Annotated in this window: 19 protein-coding genes; 12 read left to right on the forward strand and 7 right to left on the reverse strand. The window is 61.8% G+C overall.

Annotated features, from left to right (window positions below; translation table 11 throughout):
- Nucleotides 1-121 precede the first annotated feature (121 nt).
- Together A1WC_RS14400 and A1WC_RS14395 are read right to left on the reverse strand one after the other, a co-directional pair.
- Entirely contained in the window at nucleotides 122-1,111 is a 990-nt protein-coding gene (locus A1WC_RS14400; protein ID WP_008805143.1) for a 2-hydroxyacid dehydrogenase, read from the reverse strand.
- A 147-nt stretch (nucleotides 1,112-1,258) separates the two neighbouring features.
- Nucleotides 1,259-1,759 (reverse strand): DedA family protein, encoded by a 501-nt coding sequence (locus A1WC_RS14395; RefSeq protein WP_008805142.1) that lies wholly within the window; start codon nucleotides 1,757-1,759, stop codon nucleotides 1,259-1,261.
- Between the two features lie 206 nt (nucleotides 1,760-1,965).
- On the opposite strand from A1WC_RS14395, the gene A1WC_RS14390 reads away from it, so the two are divergent.
- Genes A1WC_RS14390 through A1WC_RS14380 form a run of 3 tightly spaced genes read left to right on the forward strand, consistent with a single transcriptional unit; the run spans nucleotide 1,966 to nucleotide 5,118 of the window.
- Entirely contained in the window at nucleotides 1,966-4,605 is a 2,640-nt protein-coding gene (locus tag A1WC_RS14390) for a YdbH family protein (RefSeq protein WP_016160895.1), read from the forward strand.
- On the forward strand, nucleotides 4,602-4,787 hold the full coding sequence (locus A1WC_RS14385) for a YnbE family lipoprotein (RefSeq protein WP_016160896.1): 186 nt from the start codon (nucleotides 4,602-4,604) through the stop codon (nucleotides 4,785-4,787). The genes A1WC_RS14390 and A1WC_RS14385 overlap by 4 nt, the downstream gene beginning before the upstream one ends.
- 7 nt (nucleotides 4,788-4,794) lie before the next feature.
- Nucleotides 4,795-5,118, forward strand: coding sequence for a YdbL family protein (locus tag A1WC_RS14380; RefSeq protein WP_012541948.1), 324 nt, complete (start codon nucleotides 4,795-4,797; stop codon nucleotides 5,116-5,118).
- Here A1WC_RS14380 and feaR read toward each other — a convergent pair whose 3' ends face one another.
- Complete coding sequence (gene feaR, locus A1WC_RS14375) at nucleotides 5,119-6,021, reverse strand: transcriptional regulator FeaR (protein WP_016160897.1); 903 nt, start codon at nucleotides 6,019-6,021, stop codon at nucleotides 5,119-5,121.
- A 235-nt stretch (nucleotides 6,022-6,256) separates the two neighbouring features.
- Between feaR and A1WC_RS14370 the strand changes: the two genes are divergently transcribed.
- Together A1WC_RS14370 and A1WC_RS14365 are read left to right on the forward strand one after the other, a co-directional pair.
- Nucleotides 6,257-7,756, forward strand: a complete 1,500-nt coding sequence (locus A1WC_RS14370; RefSeq protein ID WP_012541945.1) for an aldehyde dehydrogenase family protein — start codon at nucleotides 6,257-6,259, stop codon at nucleotides 7,754-7,756.
- A 124-nt stretch (nucleotides 7,757-7,880) separates the two neighbouring features.
- Entirely contained in the window at nucleotides 7,881-8,771 is an 891-nt protein-coding gene (locus A1WC_RS14365; protein WP_016160898.1) for an oxidoreductase, read from the forward strand.
- A gap of 17 nt (nucleotides 8,772-8,788) precedes the next feature.
- Here the strand turns inward: A1WC_RS14365 and A1WC_RS14360 are convergent, their stop codons facing one another.
- Genes A1WC_RS14360 through A1WC_RS14345 form a run of 4 tightly spaced genes read right to left on the reverse strand, consistent with a single transcriptional unit; the run spans nucleotide 8,789 to nucleotide 12,799 of the window.
- Nucleotides 8,789-9,520, reverse strand: a complete 732-nt coding sequence (locus A1WC_RS14360; RefSeq protein WP_008805136.1) for a class II aldolase and adducin N-terminal domain-containing protein — start codon at nucleotides 9,518-9,520, stop codon at nucleotides 8,789-8,791.
- Between the two features lie 5 nt (nucleotides 9,521-9,525).
- On the reverse strand, nucleotides 9,526-10,356 hold the full coding sequence (locus A1WC_RS14355; RefSeq protein WP_016160899.1) for an ABC transporter substrate-binding protein: 831 nt from the start codon (nucleotides 10,354-10,356) through the stop codon (nucleotides 9,526-9,528).
- Between the two features lie 23 nt (nucleotides 10,357-10,379).
- Nucleotides 10,380-11,252 (reverse strand): phytanoyl-CoA dioxygenase family protein, encoded by an 873-nt coding sequence (locus A1WC_RS14350; RefSeq protein ID WP_004224469.1) that lies wholly within the window; start codon nucleotides 11,250-11,252, stop codon nucleotides 10,380-10,382.
- Nucleotides 11,253-11,278: 26 nt separating this feature from the next.
- A complete protein-coding gene (locus tag A1WC_RS14345) occupies nucleotides 11,279-12,799 on the reverse strand; it encodes an amino acid ABC transporter permease/ATP-binding protein (protein ID WP_004224471.1) in 1,521 nt (506 codons plus the stop codon).
- 488 nt (nucleotides 12,800-13,287) lie between these two features.
- On the opposite strand from A1WC_RS14345, the gene A1WC_RS14340 reads away from it, so the two are divergent.
- From A1WC_RS14340 to A1WC_RS14310, 7 genes are all read left to right on the forward strand, one after another.
- Nucleotides 13,288-14,202, forward strand: a complete 915-nt coding sequence (locus A1WC_RS14340; RefSeq protein WP_004190428.1) for a LysR substrate-binding domain-containing protein — start codon at nucleotides 13,288-13,290, stop codon at nucleotides 14,200-14,202.
- Nucleotides 14,203-14,370: 168 nt separating this feature from the next.
- Complete coding sequence (locus A1WC_RS14335) at nucleotides 14,371-15,630, forward strand: flavin-containing monooxygenase (protein ID WP_016160900.1); 1,260 nt, start codon at nucleotides 14,371-14,373, stop codon at nucleotides 15,628-15,630.
- A gap of 24 nt (nucleotides 15,631-15,654) precedes the next feature.
- Nucleotides 15,655-16,089 (forward strand): RidA family protein, encoded by a 435-nt coding sequence (locus A1WC_RS14330; protein WP_004190423.1) that lies wholly within the window; start codon nucleotides 15,655-15,657, stop codon nucleotides 16,087-16,089.
- On the forward strand, nucleotides 16,086-16,760 hold the full coding sequence (locus A1WC_RS14325) for a DUF1028 domain-containing protein (RefSeq protein WP_008805132.1): 675 nt from the start codon (nucleotides 16,086-16,088) through the stop codon (nucleotides 16,758-16,760). The genes A1WC_RS14330 and A1WC_RS14325 overlap by 4 nt, the downstream gene beginning before the upstream one ends.
- Nucleotides 16,738-17,910 carry an acetylornithine deacetylase gene (argE, locus tag A1WC_RS14320; protein WP_016160901.1) on the forward strand — a complete coding sequence of 391 codons (1,173 nt, stop codon included), beginning with the start codon at nucleotides 16,738-16,740 and terminating at the stop codon, nucleotides 17,908-17,910. The genes A1WC_RS14325 and argE overlap by 23 nt, the downstream gene beginning before the upstream one ends.
- A gap of 24 nt (nucleotides 17,911-17,934) precedes the next feature.
- A complete protein-coding gene (locus A1WC_RS14315; RefSeq protein WP_012541938.1) occupies nucleotides 17,935-18,753 on the forward strand; it encodes a phytanoyl-CoA dioxygenase family protein in 819 nt (272 codons plus the stop codon).
- 22 nt (nucleotides 18,754-18,775) lie between these two features.
- Nucleotides 18,776-19,759, forward strand: coding sequence for a zinc-dependent alcohol dehydrogenase family protein (locus A1WC_RS14310; protein WP_172437948.1), 984 nt, complete (start codon nucleotides 18,776-18,778; stop codon nucleotides 19,757-19,759).

Consider the following 19,759-nt stretch of genomic DNA (forward strand, 5'->3'; position numbering starts at 1 on the left):
TTCACTCCAAAACATTCACATTTCTAATAAAACCAAGCCAGTGTAACGGTATCGCAGCGGGGATCTGTGGGGATTATCTGAATGTGCTCCCCCCGGGAGAGGAGCACAAAAGGGAAAGGAATCAGACGATGGCGTTCGGGCAGGTTTCGCCGTTTGCGACCTGCTGCAGGTTGCCCAGGGTGGTCTCCGAAATGCTGATCAGCGCCTCAGCGGTGAGGAACGCCTGGTGGCCGGTGAACAGCACGTTGTGACAGGCGGAGAGGCGGCGGAAAACGTCGTCCTGGATCACATCGTTGGATTTGTCTTCAAAGAACAGATCGCGTTCGTTCTCATAAACATCCAGCCCCAGCGCGCCAATTTTCTGGTGCTTCAGGGCGTCGATGGCCGCCTGGGAGTCGATCAGCGCGCCGCGGCTGGTGTTAATCACCATCACCCCGTCCTTCATCTGGTCAAACGCCTCGCGATTGAGCAGATGGTAGTTTTCGTCGGTCAGCGGGCAGTGCAGGGAGATCACGTCCGACTCCTTGTACAGTGTAGCGAGGTCGACATATTCCACCCCCAGCTCCAGCGCGGCGGCGCTTGGGTACGGGTCGAACGCCAGCAGGCGCATGCCGAAACCTTTGAGGATCCGCAGCATCGCCACGCCAATTTTCCCGGTGCCGATCACCCCGGCGGTTTTACCATACATGGTGAAACCGGTGAGGCCTTCGAGGGAGAAGTTGGCATCACGGGTACGCTGATAGGCGCGGTGGATGCGACGGTTGAGCGACATCATCATACCGATCGCATGCTCAGCGACGGCTTCCGGCGAGTACGCCGGGACGCGGACCACGCGCAGGCCAAGCTCTTTTGCCGCCTCGAGGTCGACGTTGTTAAATCCGGCGCAGCGCAGAGCGATATACTTCACGCCGTGGGCCTTCAGCTCTTCCAGCACCGGGCGGCTGCCGTCGTCATTGACGAAGATACACACCGCTTCGCAACCGTTGGCGGTTTTAGCGGTCTTCGCTGTCAGCAGGAAGTCGAAGAATTCCAGTTCAAAGCCGTAGGTATCATTCACGTGCTGCAGGTACTTTTTATCGTACTGCTTCGTACTGTAAACCGCGATTTTCATAAGACTTTTCTCCAGTGATTATAACGTCACGGTATCATATTTAAAATAATCATACAATTATTAAAAAATAGTTTAATTGACAGGTGCTTATGCTAATTCTAGAGCATATCGCGGATTTGCGGAATCTCTTTGAAAGACAAAGTTTTTTCACCACAAACTGAGGCTTAAAGCGCCGGGGGAGAGCAGCAGAAACGGCCACAGCAGACCGGAGCTGACGTTAGCCAGCTGAAACGACCACAGCGGCAGGCCGCTGGCGCCGCTGACCAGGGGCAGGGTGGCGCGCAGGGGAGAGAGGAAGCGACTGAAAAAGACCGCCCACAGCCCGCGGCGCTGAAAAAAGAGTCGGCTGCGGGCCAGCCGCTCGGCGGTCAGCCAGCGTAACTGTGTGAGGCGGTGACGATAGCGAACGCCTAACCACCACGAGAGCCAGAATCCGCCGATGGCGCCGAGGCTGGCGCTGGACCACATTAACAGGAAATGACCGAGACTGGCGGAAGCGAATGTCCCCAACAGCAGCAGGCCGGAGGTGCCCGGGATCGCCAGCGACACCAGCGCGCAGGATTTAGTGAAGGTGAGCAGGAAAACCATTAGTAATACCAATGGATAGTGGCCCTGTGCGCTCTCAAAGAGCGAGATAATTAACGACACGGTCTCTCCCGCAAGCCATTTCTGTCTGGCTGGAGTGTGGCAGGCGCTGCTTAAACAAAAGCTAAATGATGACGGCCGATCGCCGCGCCGCGAGTCCGGCTGGCAACTATGCTTTAACAGGTCGCAAACTTTCACTCACTGGTCGAACGTGTCACAATGGGCGCCATTCGGCTTTTACTTATGTTGAATCAGGATATTAACTGCCCATGAAGGGTAAATATAAAGCCGCCATCGCGCTGGTGTTAGTGCTGGTGTTATTGCCGCTAACGCTGCTGTTGACGCTGACCCACTGGGTGCCGACGCTGGCGGGCATCTGGCTGCCTGTGGGCACTCGTATCTCGTTGCAGGAGAGCCCGCGTCTGACGCGGTCGGCTCTGCTGATCCCCGACCTGCGCTATCTGGTGGGCGACTGTGAACTCGCCCGGGTGACCGATGCCCGTCTCTCGCGTCCCAGCCGCTGGCGGCTGCATATTGGCCAGCTGGACATCAACAGCGCTTGTCTGAGCAAACTGCCGGCCAGCGAGCCCACGCCGGGATCGCCGCGCACCCTCGCCGAATGGCAATCGATGTTGCCCTACAGCTGGTTAACCATTGACAACCTGCGGCTGTCGCCATGGGAGAAATGGCAGGGGCGGCTGGTGATGTCGTTGACGCCAGTGCAACAGGACATCGGCTTTGCCGGTAAGGAACTGAGTCTGCAGGCGCGCCTGCGCGGCCAGGCCCTCACCGTCAGCCAGTTCAGCGCCCGGCTGACTGACGATCAGCCGCCGGTGAAGCTGGTGGGAACCTTCCACCTGCCGCTGGTACCGGATGGTCTGCCGGTCGACGGCCAGATGCAGGGCACCTTTGAATTTCCACAAACCGCGGAATGGATCGATGCCGAGCTCGAGTGGCAGCACAATCGCGGCCAGCTGCTGGTGACGCCGCGCGGCGAGGTAGAGCCGATCCTGGACCTGCCGTGGGAGATCACCCCGGAGCGGATCACCATCAGCGACGGCCGCTGGCGCACCCGCTACCAGAACTACCCGCTCAGCGGGCGCCTCGCACTGTCGGTGGGCAACTGGCAGCAGGGGACCGAGCAGATGACCGTCAGCGGTCGCTTAAATGTCCTCACCGAGGGGCATGCCGGCAAAGGCAACGCGGTGCTGAATATCGGTCCGGGCAAGCTAAGCATGGATAACAGCGACATGCCGCTGCGGCTCACCGGCGAGGCCAAGCTGGGGGAGATGATCTTCTACGCGGCGCTGCCGGCGCAGCTCAGCGGGTCGCTGGTCAGCCCGCAGCTGGCGTTTCATCCCGGGGCGCTGCTGCGTTCGCGCGGACGAGTGATCGATGCGCTGAATATTGATGAAATTCGCTGGCCGCTGGCTGGGGTGAAAGTGACCCAGCAGGGCGTCGATGGCCGCCTGCAGGCGATCCTCCGCGCCCATGAGCAGCAGATGGGCGACTTTACGCTGCATCTGGACGGTCAGGCGAGCGATTTTCTGCCTGACAGCGGCCGCTGGCAATGGCGCTACTGGGGTGAGGGACACTTCACCCCGATGCAGGCGCGCTGGGATGTGAAGGGCAGCGGGGAGTGGCGCGACAATGCAATTACCCTGAGCAGCCTCTCCACCGGCTTCGATAAGCTCGAGTACGGCACGATGCGGGTCAGTACGCCGCGTCTGACGCTCGAGCAGCCGATCCGCTGGCTGCGTGATGCCCAGCACCCGCGGTTGACCGGCGCGCTGTCGCTGGACGCGGCCAAAACCACCTTCTCCGGCGGCAGCTATCTCCCGGCGTCAACGCTGAAATTTGCCCTCGACGGCCGGGACCCGACGTGGTTCCAGTTCACCGGCGCCCTGCACGCCGATGCCATTGGCCCGGTGCGGCTCACCGGGCGTTGGGACGGCGAACGGCTGCGCGGCCAGGCGTGGTGGCCAAAACAGTCGCTGACGGTGTTCCAGCCGCTGGTGCCACCGGACTGGAAGATGAATCTGCGGGAAGGCAGTCTCTATGCGCAGGTGGCCTTTTCGGCAGCAGCCGGGCAGGGATTTGAGGCGGGCGGCCACGGCGTGCTGAAGGGCGGCAGCGCCTGGATGCCGGACAATCAGATTAACGGCGTCGACTTCGTGCTGCCATTCCGTTTCAGCGACGGACACTGGCAGCTGGGCACCCGCCGTCCGGTCTCCCTGCGTATTGGCGAAATCGTCAACCAGGTTACCGCGCGCAATCTGACGGCGGACCTGCAGGGCACCTGGCCGTGGAGTGAGGCCAATCCGCTGCAGCTCAGCGACGTCAGCGTCGATCTGTTAGGCGGTAAGCTGACGCTGCTGCAGCTGCGCATGCCGCAGCGCGACCCGGCGCTGATCCGTCTGCAACATATCTCCAGCAGCGAACTCACCAGCGCCGTCAAGGTGAAGCAGTTCGCCATGTCCGGGGCGGTGAGCGGCGCGCTGCCGCTGTGGCTGGAAAACAACCAATGGATCATCCACGACGGCTGGCTGCGTAATGACGGGCCGATGACCCTGCGGCTGGATAAAGACACTGCCGATGCGCTGGTGGCGGACAATGTCTCCGCCGGGGCGGCGATTAACTGGCTGCGCTATATGGAGATCTCCCGCTCGTGGACGCGGATTAACCTCGACAATCTGGGCGTGTTGACGCTTAAGGCCACCGTCAACGGTACCAGCCGGGTGGACGGAAAAAGCAGTACCGTGCATTTAAACTACGCTCATGAAGAGAATATTTTCGATCTGTGGCGCAGTTTACGCTTCGGCGACAATTTACAGGCGTGGCTCGAACAGAATGCCATGCTGCCCGTGCGGCACTGTACGGACGGTAAGACATGTAAGGAACCTAAATGAAGAAGTTGCTAGTGGCCATGGTGGCGCCGATGCTGCTCGCCGGCTGTACGCCGCGTATCGAAATTGCGGCATCGAAAGAGCCCATCACCATTAATATGAATGTCAAAATTGAGCATGAGATCCATATCAAGGTCGATAAGGATGTGGAAAATCTGCTGAAATCCCGCAGCGATCTGTTCTGAGGCGACGATGAGAAAACGACTGTTAAGCGCAGCGCTGGCGCTGACCTTACTCAGCGCGCCCGCGCTGGCGTTGACCCTGAGCGAAGCGCGGCAGCAGGGGCGGGTGGGGGAAACGCTGAACGGCTATCTGGCGCCGCTGCGCCAGGATAAAGAGACCTTAGCGCTGGTGAAGCAGATCAACGCCGCGCGCAGCGAAAGCTACCAGCAGCTGGCGGATGACAACAATCTGCCGGTAGATGAAGTGGCGAAAATGGCCGGGCAGAAGCTGGTGGCCCGCGCTCAGCCCGGGGAGTACGTCCAGGGGCTGAACGGCCAGTGGCGGCGTAAATGATCAGCGGCAGCGCTTGCGGTATTCGCCCGGCGAGACGCCAAAGCGCTGCTTAAAGGCGGTGGAGAAATGGCTGTGGTCGCTGAAGCCCCAGCGGTAGCCGATCCCCGCCAGCTTTTCGTCGTCATGGGCGTTCTGTAGCGCCCGGGCGCACAGATCCAACCGCCGGTTCTTAATATACTGCGCCACCACCAGCCCTTTGTCGGCAAACAACCGGTACAGGCTGCGTACCGACATCCCCGTCTCGCTGGCCAGCCACTCCGGGCGCAAATGCTCCGACTGAATGGACGCATCGATTAAGGCAATAATCTTCTGAAACTGCTTTTCCCGCCGGGAAGGGGCAGGCTCGCGCTGATGCAGCACCGGGCGCAACAGGCAAGCGATCGCCTCCAGCGCCGCTTCACTCTCGCTGGCGGAGAGCGCCGTGCCGCCCATGCTTTCCAGCAGCAGTCGCTGGCTGAGCTGCACCATTGGCAGGGATTTGTCCAGCCGGCAGGCGGTGGCGATGTCGCCTGATGGCGCCACCCGCTGGCGCGGCAGCAGCAATGAGGCCTGACGCGAGGTCTGCTGCCAGACAATCGAGCAGGGGCGGGCGGCGTCGATTAACGTGATATCGCCTGCCGCCAGCGTCACCTGGCGATCGTCCTGTTCGATGATGGCTTCGCCGGCAAGCTGAAATACGGTGTAGAACCAGGCGTCGTTATCGCGTTTTATCTCATTGTGTGTGCGGTAGAGATTAACGCCGGCGGCGGTGACCGTGCTGACCTTGAGGTTACCGGCGTAGCGGGCGTCAATCTCGCCGTGGAAGCGCCCCTCCAGCGGCCGGGCGGCGAAATGGCCGCAGACCTGATTGATCGTCGCCAGCCAGCGCTGGTACGCCAGCCCCCCCTCTGCCGTGGTCATCATTCGCCCTTCTCCTGTAATAACAATGTTTCCGCATTGTTGCATTTATGCCGCCTCAGGCAAGGCCGCGATGGCGGGTATATGAAAGAACTATTACCTGCGGCACATTTCTGCCAGGGTAAGCCGCGGATTTGCGGCGACTGTCACAGCGGCGCAAACGAATGTCACAGAGAAAAAAGCGCCAGCCGCCAACCGGACATAGACTGAAAGCACTATCCGCGAAGAATAAGGAAAGGGTATGTCCACCTCTCAGATAGCGCTGCTTGCCAGCGTCCAGCAGTTTTTAGACCGTCAGCATGGCCTGTATATCGACGGCGCTCCCTGCGCCGCGCAGAGCGAAAACCGGTTAACCGTCTGGGATCCGGCCACCGGGCAGGCGATTGCCACCACCGCCGACGCCAGCCCGGCGGATGTTGACCGGGCGGTAATGTCCGCCTGGCGCGCTTTTGTCGATCGCCGCTGGGCCGGGCGCACCCCGGCCGACCGTGAACGCATCCTGCTGCGTTTTGCCGACCTGGTGGAGCAGCACGGTGAAGAGCTGGCGCAACTGGAAACCCTTGAGCAGGGCAAATCCATTGCGATCTCTCGCGCCTTTGAGGTCGGCTGCACCCTGAACTGGATGCGCTACACCGCGGGGCTGACCACCAAGATCAGCGGCCGGACGCTGGACGTGTCGATCCCGTTCCCGCAAGGGGCGCGTTACCAGGCGTGGACCAAAAAAGAGCCGGTCGGGGTGGTGGCGGGCATCGTCCCGTGGAATTTCCCGCTGATGATCGGCATGTGGAAGGTCATGCCGGCCCTGGCGGCGGGCTGTTCGATCGTCATCAAACCTTCTGAAACCACCCCGCTGACCCTGCTGCGGGTGGCGGAGCTGGCGACCCTGGCGGGCATTCCTGACGGGGTGTTCAACGTGGTCACTGGTAGCGGCGCCGGCTGCGGCGCGGCGCTGACCGCCCATCCGCAGGTAGCGAAGGTCAGCTTTACCGGCTCAACGGCGACCGGGAAACAGATCGCCCGCGTGGCCGCCGACCGCCTGACTCGCGTGACGCTGGAGCTGGGCGGCAAGAACCCGGCGATTGTGCTCAAAGATGCCGATCCCCAGTGGGTTATTGAGGGGCTGATGACCGGTAGCTTCCTCAATCAGGGACAGGTCTGCGCCGCCAGCTCGCGGATCTACATCGAAGCGCCGCTGTTTGACACCCTGGTCAGCGGTTTCGAGCAGGCGGTAAAATCGCTGCAGGTGGGGCCGGGGATGCAGGAGACGGCGCAGATCAACCCGGTGGTCTCCCGGGCCCACTGCGACAAGGTGGCGGCCTACCTCGAAGAGGCTCGCCAGCAGAAGGCAGAGCTCATTAGCGGCAGCGCCGGACCGGATGCGGGGGGGTACTATATTCCGCCGACGCTGGTGGTTAACCCCGACGCCGGACTGCGCCTCACCCGTGAGGAGGTGTTTGGCCCGGTGGTGAACCTGGTGCGGGTGGCCGACGGCGAGGAGGCGCTGCGTCTGGCCAACGACAGCGATTTTGGTCTGACCGCCAGCGTCTGGACCCGCGATCTAACCCAGGCCCTGAACTACACCGACCGTCTGCAGGCGGGAACGGTATGGGTCAACAGCCATACTCTGATTGACGCCAACCTGCCTTTCGGCGGCATGAAGCAGTCTGGTACCGGCCGCGATTTCGGCCCTGACTGGCTCGACGGCTGGTGCGAAACCAAATCCGTCTGCGTGCGTTACTAGACCGCTGTCGGGGAAAGCGAATGGCTTTTCCCGACGCGCCGCTTGCCGACCTCCGGTCTTTCTCGCTACTGTGGAGGGCAATCTTTGCCCAACCAGGGCGGTGAATCACCAGGAGGTCTTCGGCATGTCAGCATTTCCTAAGGTTGCACTTATTGGTCCCGGCGCCATCGGCACGACTATCGCCGCCGCCCTGTTTGAGGTGGGGAGGGCGCCGATGGTCTGCGGGCGTACCGCCCATTCGGCGCTGGTGCTGCGCACTGACGAGGGCGAGATCGTGGTGCCCGGCCCGGTGCACACCGACCCAACGGCGATAGCCGCCCCCTTCGACCTGGTCTTTGTCGCGGTGAAAACTACCCAGACGGAGGCCATCGCCTCCTGGCTGACGGCCCTGTGTTCCACGGACACCGTGGTGTGCGTGCTGCAAAACGGCGTTGAGCAGCGCCAGCAGTTTGCCCCCCTGACCGGCGGCGCGACGGTGTTGCCCTCGGTGGTCTGGTTTCCGGCGCAGCGCGATGCCGATGCCTCTGTCTGGCTGCGCGCCACGCCGCGCCTGACCCTCCCGGATCTGCCGGGGGCAGAGCGAGTGCAGCAGGCGCTGGCGGGGACCCGCTGCGCGGTGGACCTGGCGGCGGATTTTACCACCGTGGCCTGGCGTAAACTGTTGCAGAACGCCGTAGCCGGACTGATGGTGCTGACCGGACGCCGCGCCGGGATGTTTGCCCGGGAAGACATTACTGCCCTCGGACTGGCTTATCTGCGCGAATGTCTGCAGGTGGCGCGGGCGGAAGGGGCCGCCCTGGGCGACAGCGTGCCGGAGGAGATTATCGCCGGCTTTCACCGGGCGCCTGCCGACTTAAGCACCTCTATTCTGATCGATCGCCTGAATGGCCGACCGCTGGAGTGGGATATTCGTAACGGCGTGGTGCAGCGTCGCGGACGTCAGCACGGCATTCCGACACCGCTCAGCGATATCATCGTGCCGCTGCTGGCGGCAGCCAGCGACGGCCCGGGCTGACCCGGGCAGGCGCGGGGTTAGTCCACCAGGGAGGGATCGAGGTCGATCATTAACTGCTTCATTTCGGCAAAATGCTGCCGCGAGAAATCGGCAATCTTCTCCCAGTCCTGGGCCGTTTTTTCCGCTACCGCGTCTGACAGAACCTTCAGCGGATGGCCGGTGGACCAGGCGGTGATCAGGATCTGACAGGCGCGCTCCAGGGTCCAGATATCATCGAACGCCTCGCCGATGGTCGGGGCGGTCACCAGCACCCCGTGATTCCCCATCAGCAGGCGGCGTTTGTCCGCCAGCAGGCCCGCCAGCCGGGCGCCTTCTGCCGCGTTGTCCGCCATCCCGCCGTACAGCGTATCGACGGCGACCCGGTTAAAATAGCGGGCCGTGTTCTGGTCGATGGGCAGGATCTGCGGCGTCGCCAGACAGGCGAGGCTGGTGGTGTACACCGGGTGCAGATGCAGCACCACCCGCACGTCCGGGAGCCGCTGATGGATCTGCCCGTGAATAGCCCACGCGGTGGCATCGACGTCAGGGCGCGCGGCGCAACGTTCATCATCGGCGTTCAGCACCAGCAGATCGCTGGCGCGGATGCGCGAAAAGTGTTTCCACTTCGGGTTGAGTAAAAACGTTTTCCCGTCGGCGGAGAGCGCGGCGCTGAAATGGTTGGCCACCGCCTCATGCATGCCAAGATGGGCAATGATGCGAAAGGTGGCCGCCAGGTCGATGCGGATCTGCTCTTCATCGGAATCGCGCATGGCCATTACTCCGCTTTCGGCATCAGGGTCTGCAGATCGTCCGTCGTCGGCGCCTGGAAGTGATATTTCTTCAGCAGGGCGGCATATTCCGGCGTCGCGCTGTATTTTTTCAGCGCCTCTTCGAGGGCGGTTTTCACCTCAGTATTGCCTTTTTTAACGCCAAAGCCGTTTAGCACCGGATAGATCAGCGTGTCAGAGGAGATAACCACCCGGTCACCCAGTTTTTCCACCACCCCGCGCGCCACGGCGGCGTCGGTGATCTGCGCATCCACCGCGCGCGACAACAGCGCCTGGGTGGTCTGCGGGTCGGTGGTATAAACGCTCAGCGCAATCGGCTTCAACCCCTTCTTCACGCAGTAGTCGGCGGAAAGCTTCTGCAATTGCGCCAGCCACGAGGTGGCGCCCATCGAGCCGATTTTATGCCCGCAGAAGTCCTCCGGGGTCTTAGGCTGGTAGTCGCCGCCTTTGCGGGCGAGGATCGCTTCCCCACTTTTCAGGTACGGCACCATATCGATCACCTTCAGGCGTTCGGCGGTAATGTACATCGACGAGTTGGTGATATCGAAGCGCCCACCCTGCAGCCCGGGGATCAGGTTGGGGAAGCGGGTATCGATATTCACTGCTTCACGGCCCATAGTCTTCGCCAGACCATCGAGCAGCTCGATGTCAAAACCGGCTGGCTTATTGTTTTCCATGTACTCGTAAGGAAAAAAGGTCATGTCCGAACCGGCGGTGATCTTACCGCTTTGCTGAAAGGCCAGTGCGCTAAAGGATGTCAGAGCAGCCGCTGCGCAGAGCAGCAGGGTCAGCGGGCGTGGTGCGAAAATGCGTGTCATAAAACCTCCGGAGTGTGGGCAAATTACATGCTGGCGCGATCGGCGCCGGCCTGCTGAACAAAAAACGAAGCGCCGCGCGGCTTCTGCGGCAGACGAAGCTGGTTATTGGTGCTGCGCACCAGACCGCTCTCTTCTCCCGCGACCAGTTGGCCGGCATGGCGGCTCGGCAGCGGGTTTTCGCCGTAGGGTAGCGCATCCTCCGCGGCGTAGACGCTGATGAACAGGGTGCGCGGCAGGGCGGTTTCGTTGGGACTGGAGGCGTGCAGCAGGCGGGTATGCATAAAGCAGACTGAGCCCGCCGGGCCAAAACAGGCCTGCGGCTGCTGGCAGTGCGTCGCCACCACCTCATCATCCACCGCCCCCGTGAAGCGCCCCTCCTGCCAGTGGGACCACAGCGGCCCCTGATGACTGCCCGGCACCACGTTGAGCGGACCATTCTCTGGCGTCACCTCGCTGACCATCAGCAGGGCGGTGATGATGTCGTCATTGCTGTGCGGGGTGAAAAGGAAATCCTGATGCCATTTCACCTCGGTGGCGGTGTGCGGCAGTTTGGAGTTAATTTTGCTGTGATGAAAGCGGGTGCCGCTGCCGCCGATCAGCTGCGCGGCGATGGTCGCCATCCGCGAGTTCAGCGCAGTATGGCGATAGGCCTCGGAGATCTCCGTCGGGGAGGCGACCCGGCGCAGCGACGGATGGTCAGGAGCATGATCGCGCTCGATATCGAAGCGCGGCCGCCCGTCGAGGGTTTCTCCCCACACCGTCGCGTGACCGCGGCTCTCCTCGACCCAGCCGTCGAAATCGCTCTGCAGGGCGGCGATGTCGGCGCTGGAAAGCACCTCTTCGACCACCAGAAAACCCTGCTGATGAAACTGATCAATTTGCCACTGCGCAATCATAGTTTTTCCTCTTCACGTTCCGATAGTTAAGCCAGAGAAACATCTTTGAGAAAGGCCTCGACCCGCGGGTGTTGCCCGCTACGCATCGCCTGCGGCGTGTCATCGCACACCACCCGGCCTTTCTCCATAAACACGATCCGGTCGGACACTTTGAAGGCGAAGTTCATCTCGTGGGTGACGATGACCATGGTGATGCCTTCGTGGGCCAGGGATTCGATAACCTGCAGCACTTCATTCACTTTTTCCGGATCCAGCGCCGAGGTGGGCTCATCGAACAGCATGATCTGCGGACGCATCATCAGGGCGCGGGCGATCGCCACCCGCTGCTGCTGTCCGCCGGAGAGCTGGTGTGGATACTTCCAGGCGTGCTCCAGCATGCCCACTTTGTGCAGCAGTTCGCAGGCGTGCTGGCGCAGCTCCGCGTCACTTGCCAGATGGTGATAGCGCGGGGCCAGCAGCAGATTGCCGAACACGGTCAGATGCGGGAACAGGTTAAAGCTCTGGAACACCATGCCGATGTTCAGGCGATGTTCGGCATTCTCCATAAAGCGCGGCTTCTGCTGCCCCTGACGGTCGAGGTGAATAAAGGGTTGGCCGTTAATCTGAATTTCGCCGTTATCGATCTGCTCAAGACCGTTCAGCAGGCGAATGAGGGTGGTTTTCCCCGAGCCTGACGGACCGATGACCGAGACCACCTCGCCGGGCTGGATCTGCAGGCTCACCGCCCCCAGCACTTCGACGTTGTTGTAGGCCTTATGCAGCTTAGAGGCCTGCAGCGCCGGCTCATGACTCTGGGCGACGCTGCGCGCCATCGCCGGGCGGCGGGCGCTGGCCAGCCGCTGCATCTCGGCATCTACCGGACGAGCGGTATTGCGCTGGGTCACGTCAAGGTAGTTCTCCAGCCGTTTCAGCAGAAAATCGAACACCGTGACGATAAAGATGTAATAAAACGCCACGGCCGTCATCGTCTCCATGACCAGAAAGTTCTGCGAGTAGAGCTGCTGGCCGACCATCAATATTTCGGTCAGGGAGATCACCGACACCAGCGAACTGAGCTTCACGATGGCGATATATTCATTGGCCAGCGCCGGCAGGGCGACGCGCAGCGCCTGGGGGATGATCACCCGCCACTGGATCCCGGCGTAGCGCAACCCCAGGGCCCGCGCGGCTTCGCTCTGCCCGCGAGGGATGGAGAGCAATCCGCCGCGGTGGATCTCGGCGATATAAGCCGCTTCGCTGAGGACCATCGCCAGCAGGCCGGCCCAGAAGGGATCGTTCAGCACCGGGGCGAAGGAGGGCAGCGCCTGCGGCATGTTGTAGACAAAAATCAGCAGGACCAGCAGCGGCATACTGCGAAATAACCAGATATACAGCCGGGCTGGGGTGGATAACCAGCCGCGCGGCGACTGTTTGGCCAGCGCCAGAATAAATCCGAGCACAATACTGCAGCCCCAGGTCAGCAGACTTAATTTAATGACGGTCCAGGTGGCCCACCAAAAATCGGCATCGCTGAGCAGGCTTAACATGTAGTTCCAGTTAAACGTCATGGGCTATTTCACTCGTCATAATTATCAAAAATGAAAGTGGCTCGGCTGTGCCGTAATGGGGAGCCACCGGTATTCATCGTGCGAATACACTATGCTGGCAGGATGCTTTCAGAGGCAATTAGTAAATTTTTGGTCTTTAAGTTTAAAAAAACTATACAGAGATATTAACGATATGGAATTTAAAGTGATTGTTAAGATACTTTGCGTAAACAATTTAAAAACAATGACTGTAATTCAATAACGCTATTTTGCGCAGACAGGTTATTTTGCGCGAAACTGGGGCAGGCGCTGCCAGTCTGGCGTGCAGCGTGGCGCATGATGGTGCAATGGTGGAAATAAACCACGCGGGCGTAGAGCAATAATAAATATTGTCGCCCCTTGTCGGGCAAGGCGCCGCTCTTTTCCGGGGGTGGCACGCGGATTGCTTGGGACTTAGAGGAAAACTATTCCCCGTGTACGCCGGACCATATTTTATCAATGGTGATGCTATGAACCGATTTACCCTGAAGCAGCTCAAATATTTCGTCACCGTGGTAGAGACGGAGAGTATCGCCGAGGCCTCCCGCCAGCTGCACATTGCGCAGCCGTCGATTTCGATTGCCATCAAGAATCTGGAGAGCACCTTCGACCAGCAGCTGTTTATTCGCCACCATGCGCAGGGCGTTTCGCTCACCTCCAGCGGTCGGCGGATCTACGATAAAGCGAAAGAGCTGCTGCGCCTGTCCTGGGAGTTCGAACAGAATTCGCGAGCGGATAAAGAGCTGGTTTCTGGCATGATCTCCATCGGTTGCTTCGAATCGGTGGCTCCGCTGTATATGCCGAAGCTGGTGGCCGGGTTTAAGAAATGCTATCCGGAAATCACCCTGCATCTGTACGACGGCGAACAGCATGAGCTGATGCATGGCCTGCACCGCGGCCGCTTCGACCTGGCGCTGGTTTACGATCTGGAGCTCGGCCATTCGATCAATAAAGAGCGGCTCAATGCCCCGCATAAACCCTACGCACTGCTGCCCGCCGCGCATCCGCTGGCGCAGAAGGCGCAGGTGACGCTGCAGGAGCTGAGCCGCGAGCCGATGATCCTCCTCGATGCGGTCCCCAGTAAAAATTATTTTATCTCCATCTTTAAGGAAAAGGGTTATCACCCGGAAGTTGCTTACAGTTCCCCCTCCATTGAAATGGTGCGCTGTATGGTGGGTCAGGGGTTGGGTTTTTCGGTGCTGGTCACCCGGCCCTGCTGCGATATGACCTACGATGGTGAAAGAGTGGTGCAGCGGGATATTGCTGACGAGATGCCCGCCTCGACCTTAATTATGGCGCATCTCGCGAATAATGAGCCCACGCGGCCGACGCAACTGTTTATGGATTATTGTCGCAGCATCGAATTAACCCCAACTCACGCCTGAAATAACGCCTGTCGATCCGGCAGGCATTATTTTTTGTCGTCACTCAGCCTCGCAAAATTCTATTCAGTCGATCGTTTTATAATATTTTACCAATTCGTCACAGTTAAATAACCTGAAAGCCGTCAATTCCGGCGACGTCGTCGGCAACTGTGCTTGAAGGATAGCGAAATGACTGAACAGATTACCGAGATCGATACCCTGGTGGTGGGCGCGGGGCAGGCGGGCGTCGCCATGAGCGAGCATCTGACCCGGCTGGATATCCCCCACCTGGTGCTGGAAAAGCAGGGTATTGCCCAGGCCTGGCGCAGCGGACGCTGGGATTCGCTGGTCGCCAACGGCCCGGCCTGGCACGATCGGTTCCCGGGCATGGTGTTCCCGGACTGCCCGGCAGACAGCTTTGTCGGCAAAGAGCAGGTGGCAGACTATTTTGCCGCCTATGCCCGCAGCTTCAATGCGCCGATCCGTACCGGGGTGGAGGTTTTCAGCGCTGAACGCCTCGTCGGACGGCCGGGCTTTCGTATCGACACCTCGCAGGGGGTGATTGAAGCGCAGCGGATCGTAGCGGCCACCGGGCCGTTTCAGCGGCCAGTGATCCCGGCCATCGCCCCACAGAGTCAGGCTATTCAGCAGCTCCACTCCGCGCACTATTTTAACCCGCAGCAGCTACCGGAGGGCGGTGTGCTGGTGATTGGCGCAGGCTCCTCCGGCGTGCAGATTGCCGATGAGCTACAGCGAGCCGGACGCGCGGTGTGGCTGTCGGTGGGAGCGCACGACCGCCCGCCGCGTCGCTATCGTCAGCGCGATTTTTGCTGGTGGCTCGGGGTGCTGGGAATGTGGGATGCCGCGGCCAATGCGCCGGGTAAAGAGCATGTCACTATCGCGGTGAGCGGCGCGCGCGGCGGCCATACCGTCGATTTTCGCCAGCTGGCGCATCAGGGGGTCACGTTAGTGGGGCAGACCCGCGGCTTTGACGGTGACAAAGCACTGTTTCACCACGACCTGGCGGAGAATATCCGCCGCGGCGATGCCTCCTACCTTGCACTGCTCGACGCCGCGGACGCGTGGGTGGCCCGCAACGGCATGGACCTGCCCGAAGAGCCCTCCGCCCGCGAATTTCTGCCCGATCCGGCCTGCGTTACCGACCCGCTGCTCAGTCTCAATCTGGCGCAGGCCGGGATCGGCACCATCATCTGGGCGACAGGCTACACCACCGACTATCGCTGGCTGAAGGTCAATGCTTTCGATGATGCACAGCGGCCACAGCATCATCGCGGCGTGTCGACGGAGCCGGGCGTCTATTTCCTCGGCTTGCCGTGGCTCTCGCGGCGCGGGTCCACCTTTATCTGGGGCGTCTGGCACGATGCTAAATATATTGCCGACCAGATCGCCATTCAGCGCCAGTACCAGCGTTACCAGCCGTCCTGTTAACCGTTTTCCTTAAGGAGTGCTTTGATGCCAACTCATACCCGTATTCGCATGTTTAACACCAAAGAGACCTACCCGAACCAGGCGCTGAACAACGATCTGTGCCAGGCGGTGCGGGCCGGCAATACCGTCTACGTTCGCGGCCAGGTTGGCACCGATTTCGCCGGCAATCTGATTGGCCTCGGCGACCCGCGGGCGCAGGCGGAGCAGGCGATGAAGAATGTTGAACAGTTGCTGAAAGAGGCGGGAAGCGACCTCTCGCATATCGTCAAGACCACCACTTATCTGATCGATCCCCGCTATCGCGAGCCGGTCTATCAGGAGGTGGGCAAATGGTTAAAAGGCGTCTTTCCCATCTCCACCGGGGTGGTGGTGTCGGCCCTCGCGCAGCCGCAGTGGCTGATGGAGATTGACGTTACGGCGGTGATCCCTGACGACTGGCAGGGGGAGGCAGCAGAATGACTCTCTCTATTAGCGCCCGCTGCCCGGAATCAGGTCAGCTGGGCATTGCCATTAGTTCGTCGAGCATGGCCGTGGGATCGCGCTGTCCGTGGCTATTGCCCGGCGTCGGCGCGGTCGCCAGTCAGAACATAACCTTACCGTCGCTGGGGCCGCATATTCTTGGCGCGCTTGAGGCGGGGGCCTCCGTTGAGCAGGCTCTGAACCTGGCTCTGGCGGAGGACCGCTTCCGCGAATATCGCCAGGTCGCGGCGATTGATGCCAACGGTGAAGTGGCGGCGTTCAGCGGAGAACATACTCTCGGGATCGGTGGCACCCTGGCGGGAGATAACTGCGTGGCGGCGGGCAACATGCTGGCCAGTCACGAGGTGATCGCCGCGATGGTGGCCGCCTTCGAGACGGCGAGCGGTGAACTGGCCAGCCGGCTGCTGGCCGGGCTGCGCGCGGGGATTGCCGCCGGGGGCGAGGCCGGCCCGGTCCACTCGGCGGCGGTGAAGGTGGTGGACGATTACCCGTGGCCGGTGGTCGATCTGCGTATTGACTGGGCGGAGACGGATCCGCTGGCGGCCCTTGAGCAACTGTGGCTGGCCTGGGAGCCGCAAATGGACGCGTATATTACCCGGGCGCTCGACCCTCGCGATGCGCCCGCCTATGGCGTCCCCGGCGATGAATAACATCCTCGCCGCGCTGCTGGCTTTTGACACCACCAGCCGCCATTCGAACCTGGCGATGATCGACTGGATCGCCGATTTTCTCGCTGCCCGCGGCGTGGCGTCCCGCCGCTTTTATGACCCGTCGGGCGGTAAGGCCAATCTCTACGCCCGGCTGGGGCCGTCCGGCGGCGGTGGGGTGATGCTCTCGGGCCACACCGACGTGGTCCCGGTGGACGGCCAGGCCTGGAGCGTTCCGCCTTTCAGCCTGACCGAGCGCGATGGCCGCTACTATGGCCGCGGCAGCGCCGATATGAAGGGGTTTCTCGCCTGCGTGCTGGCGGCAGTGGATGACTTTCTGGCGGCGCCGCTGCGCATGCCACTGCATCTGGCCTTCTCCTATGACGAAGAGGTCGGCTGTCTCGGTGTGCGCAGCCTGGTGGATTTTCTGCAGGCCTCGCCGGAGAAACCGGCGCTGTGCCTCATCGGCGAGCCGACAGAGATGCAGCCGGTGTTCGGTCATAAAGGCAAACTGGCCATGCGCTGCTGCATCGAGGGGCAGGCCTGCCATTCGGCCTATGCCCCGCAGGGGGTGAACGCCATCCGCTACGCGGCCAGGCTGATCAACCACCTGGATCGGCTGGGCGTGCGTCTGGCCCGGCAGCAGGACAGCCGCTTTTCGCCGCCCTTCAGCACGCTGCAGGTGGGCACCATTCAGGGTGGGGCCGCGCTGAATATTGTTCCGCAGTCCTGCCGCTTTGATTTTGAGATCCGCTACCTGCCGGGGATGCGTCCCGAAGCGGTCACCGAGGCGCTGGCGGCCTACGCCCGTCGCCAGCTGCTGCCGGAGATGCGCCGGGTAGGCAGCGGGAGCGACATCCAGTTCCAGCTGTTAAGCCACTATCCGCCGCTGCTCAGCGATCCGCAGTCCGACTTCGCCCGCTGGCTGGCGCAGTGGTGCGGCAGCGACCGCTTCTCCACCGTGGCGTTCGGCACCGAAGGGGGGCTGTTCGATGAGATGGGCGTCGCGACCCTGGTCTGCGGACCGGGCAGCATGGCCCAGGGCCATAAGGCCGATGAGTACATCAGCATCGCGCAGACCGAGCGCTGTATGACGATGCTGAGACAGCTTTGCGCGTGGATGCGTGCCGAACCGGCGGAACCGCCCACCTGATCCCTCAACACAGGAACCCAAGCGATGCACAATCAACACTCTCCCCACATCGATCAAGCGACCATCGACCGCTGGCAGGCGGATGGCGCGGTGTTATTAAAAGGCGTCTTTACCCCTTGGGTCGATCGCCTCGCCGAGGGGGTCACGGCGCTGATGGCCAGCCCCAGCGAGTATGGTCATGCGCGCACGGTGATCCCCAAAGATGGTTCGCCGCCTTTTTTTCAGGACTACTGCAACTGGTCGCGGATCCCGGCGTTTAGCGAGTTTGTCTTTCAGTCAGCGGCCGCCGAGATCGCGGCGGCGCTGATGCAGTCGCAGACGGCGAAATTTTTCCATGAACATACGCTGGTCAAACCGGCCGGAGGCAGCACGGTGACTCCCTGGCATCATGACCAGCCTTACTATTGCGTCTCCGGCAGGCAGAACGTCAGCTTCTGGATCCCGCTGGACCCGGTGGCGGAGGCCACCTCGCTGCGTTGCATTCGCGGGTCGCATCGCTGGGAGGAGGAGTTCAGTCCTACCCGTTTCAATGGCACTAAGCTTTACGAGCACACCCGGTTCAGCACCCTGCCGGATATCGACGCCCATGAGGACGAATACGATATCGTCAGCTGGGCGCTGGAGCCGGGGGATGCGGTGGCCTTCCATTTCCGCACCGTCCATGGCGCCCGCGGCAACCCCGGCGCGCGGGCGCGACGGGTCTTCTCCGCCCGTTGGGTGGGGGATGACGCCGCGTTTGCCGATCGCGGTGGCGTGACGTCGCCACCGTTCCCCGAGCTGACCCTGCGGGACGGCGACCCGCTGGATTCCCCGCTGTTCCCCCAGGTTTGGCCGCGGGCGTGAGCCACTGGCGGCGGGATCTGCTATGATCCCGCCTTTCGCTGTCTGGAGCCTGTCGATGTTCAACGACGCCATTGTTTATGATCGCTACGGGCCGCCGGCCGCTGTGCTGACCCTGAAACGCCTTCCGCTGGCGCCGCTGGCGGGCGGGCGGGTGCGGGTCAGGATGCGCTATGCCCCGGTGAATCCCTCGGATCTGATCCCCGTGACCGGCGCCTATCGCCACCGCACCCGACTGCCGGCCGTCGCCGGCTATGAAGGTCTTGGCGAGGTGGTCGCCGCGCCATACGGCAGCCGGCTGTCCGCGGGCCAGCGGGTGCTGCCTCTGCGCGGGGGCGGCACCTGGCAGCGGTTTATCGATCTGGATGAGACCTGGCTGGTGCCGGTGCCGCCATCGGTTGACGATCTGCTGGCCGCCCGCGGGTATATCAATCCGCTGACGGCTATGCTGATGCTCAAGCGCTGGCCGGTTGCCGGAAAACACCTTGTGCTGACCGCGGCATCGTCCTCCTGCGCCAGCCTGCTGGGACAGTGGGCGCTGGCGATGGGCGCCCGCTCGGTGAGCGGGATTATTCGCTCGCCGCAGCACCGGGCGCGCCTGGAACAGGCCGGGATCTATCCGATCCTCGATACCGACCGGGCGCTGATGGAGAAGGTCAGCCAGCACAGCGATCTGGTGTTTGACGCGGTGGGCGGCGAACTGGCGAATACGCTGCTGTCGGTGCTGCCCGCATCGTCGACCCTGATCTCCTATGGTTTATTATCCGGGCGGCCGCTGACCCAGACGCGCGGTAGCGCGACGGTGCGCAAGTTTCATCTGCGGGAGGCGTTGCCGACACTCAGCGTGGCGGCGTGGCGGGCGGCGTTTGACGAGATTTGGCAGCGCTTGCCAGTGACCACCCAGCCGCCGGCCCAGCGTATAGCGTTGAACGACTGGCGGGAGGCGATTGCCGCCGCCGACCAGCCGGGAAGAGGCGGTAAAATCCTGCTCGATTTCACCGCCGGTTAA

The organism is Klebsiella sp. KTE92 (assembly GCF_000398905.1).
In the GTDB taxonomy this organism is placed as follows: domain Bacteria; phylum Pseudomonadota; class Gammaproteobacteria; order Enterobacterales; family Enterobacteriaceae; genus Klebsiella; species Klebsiella variicola.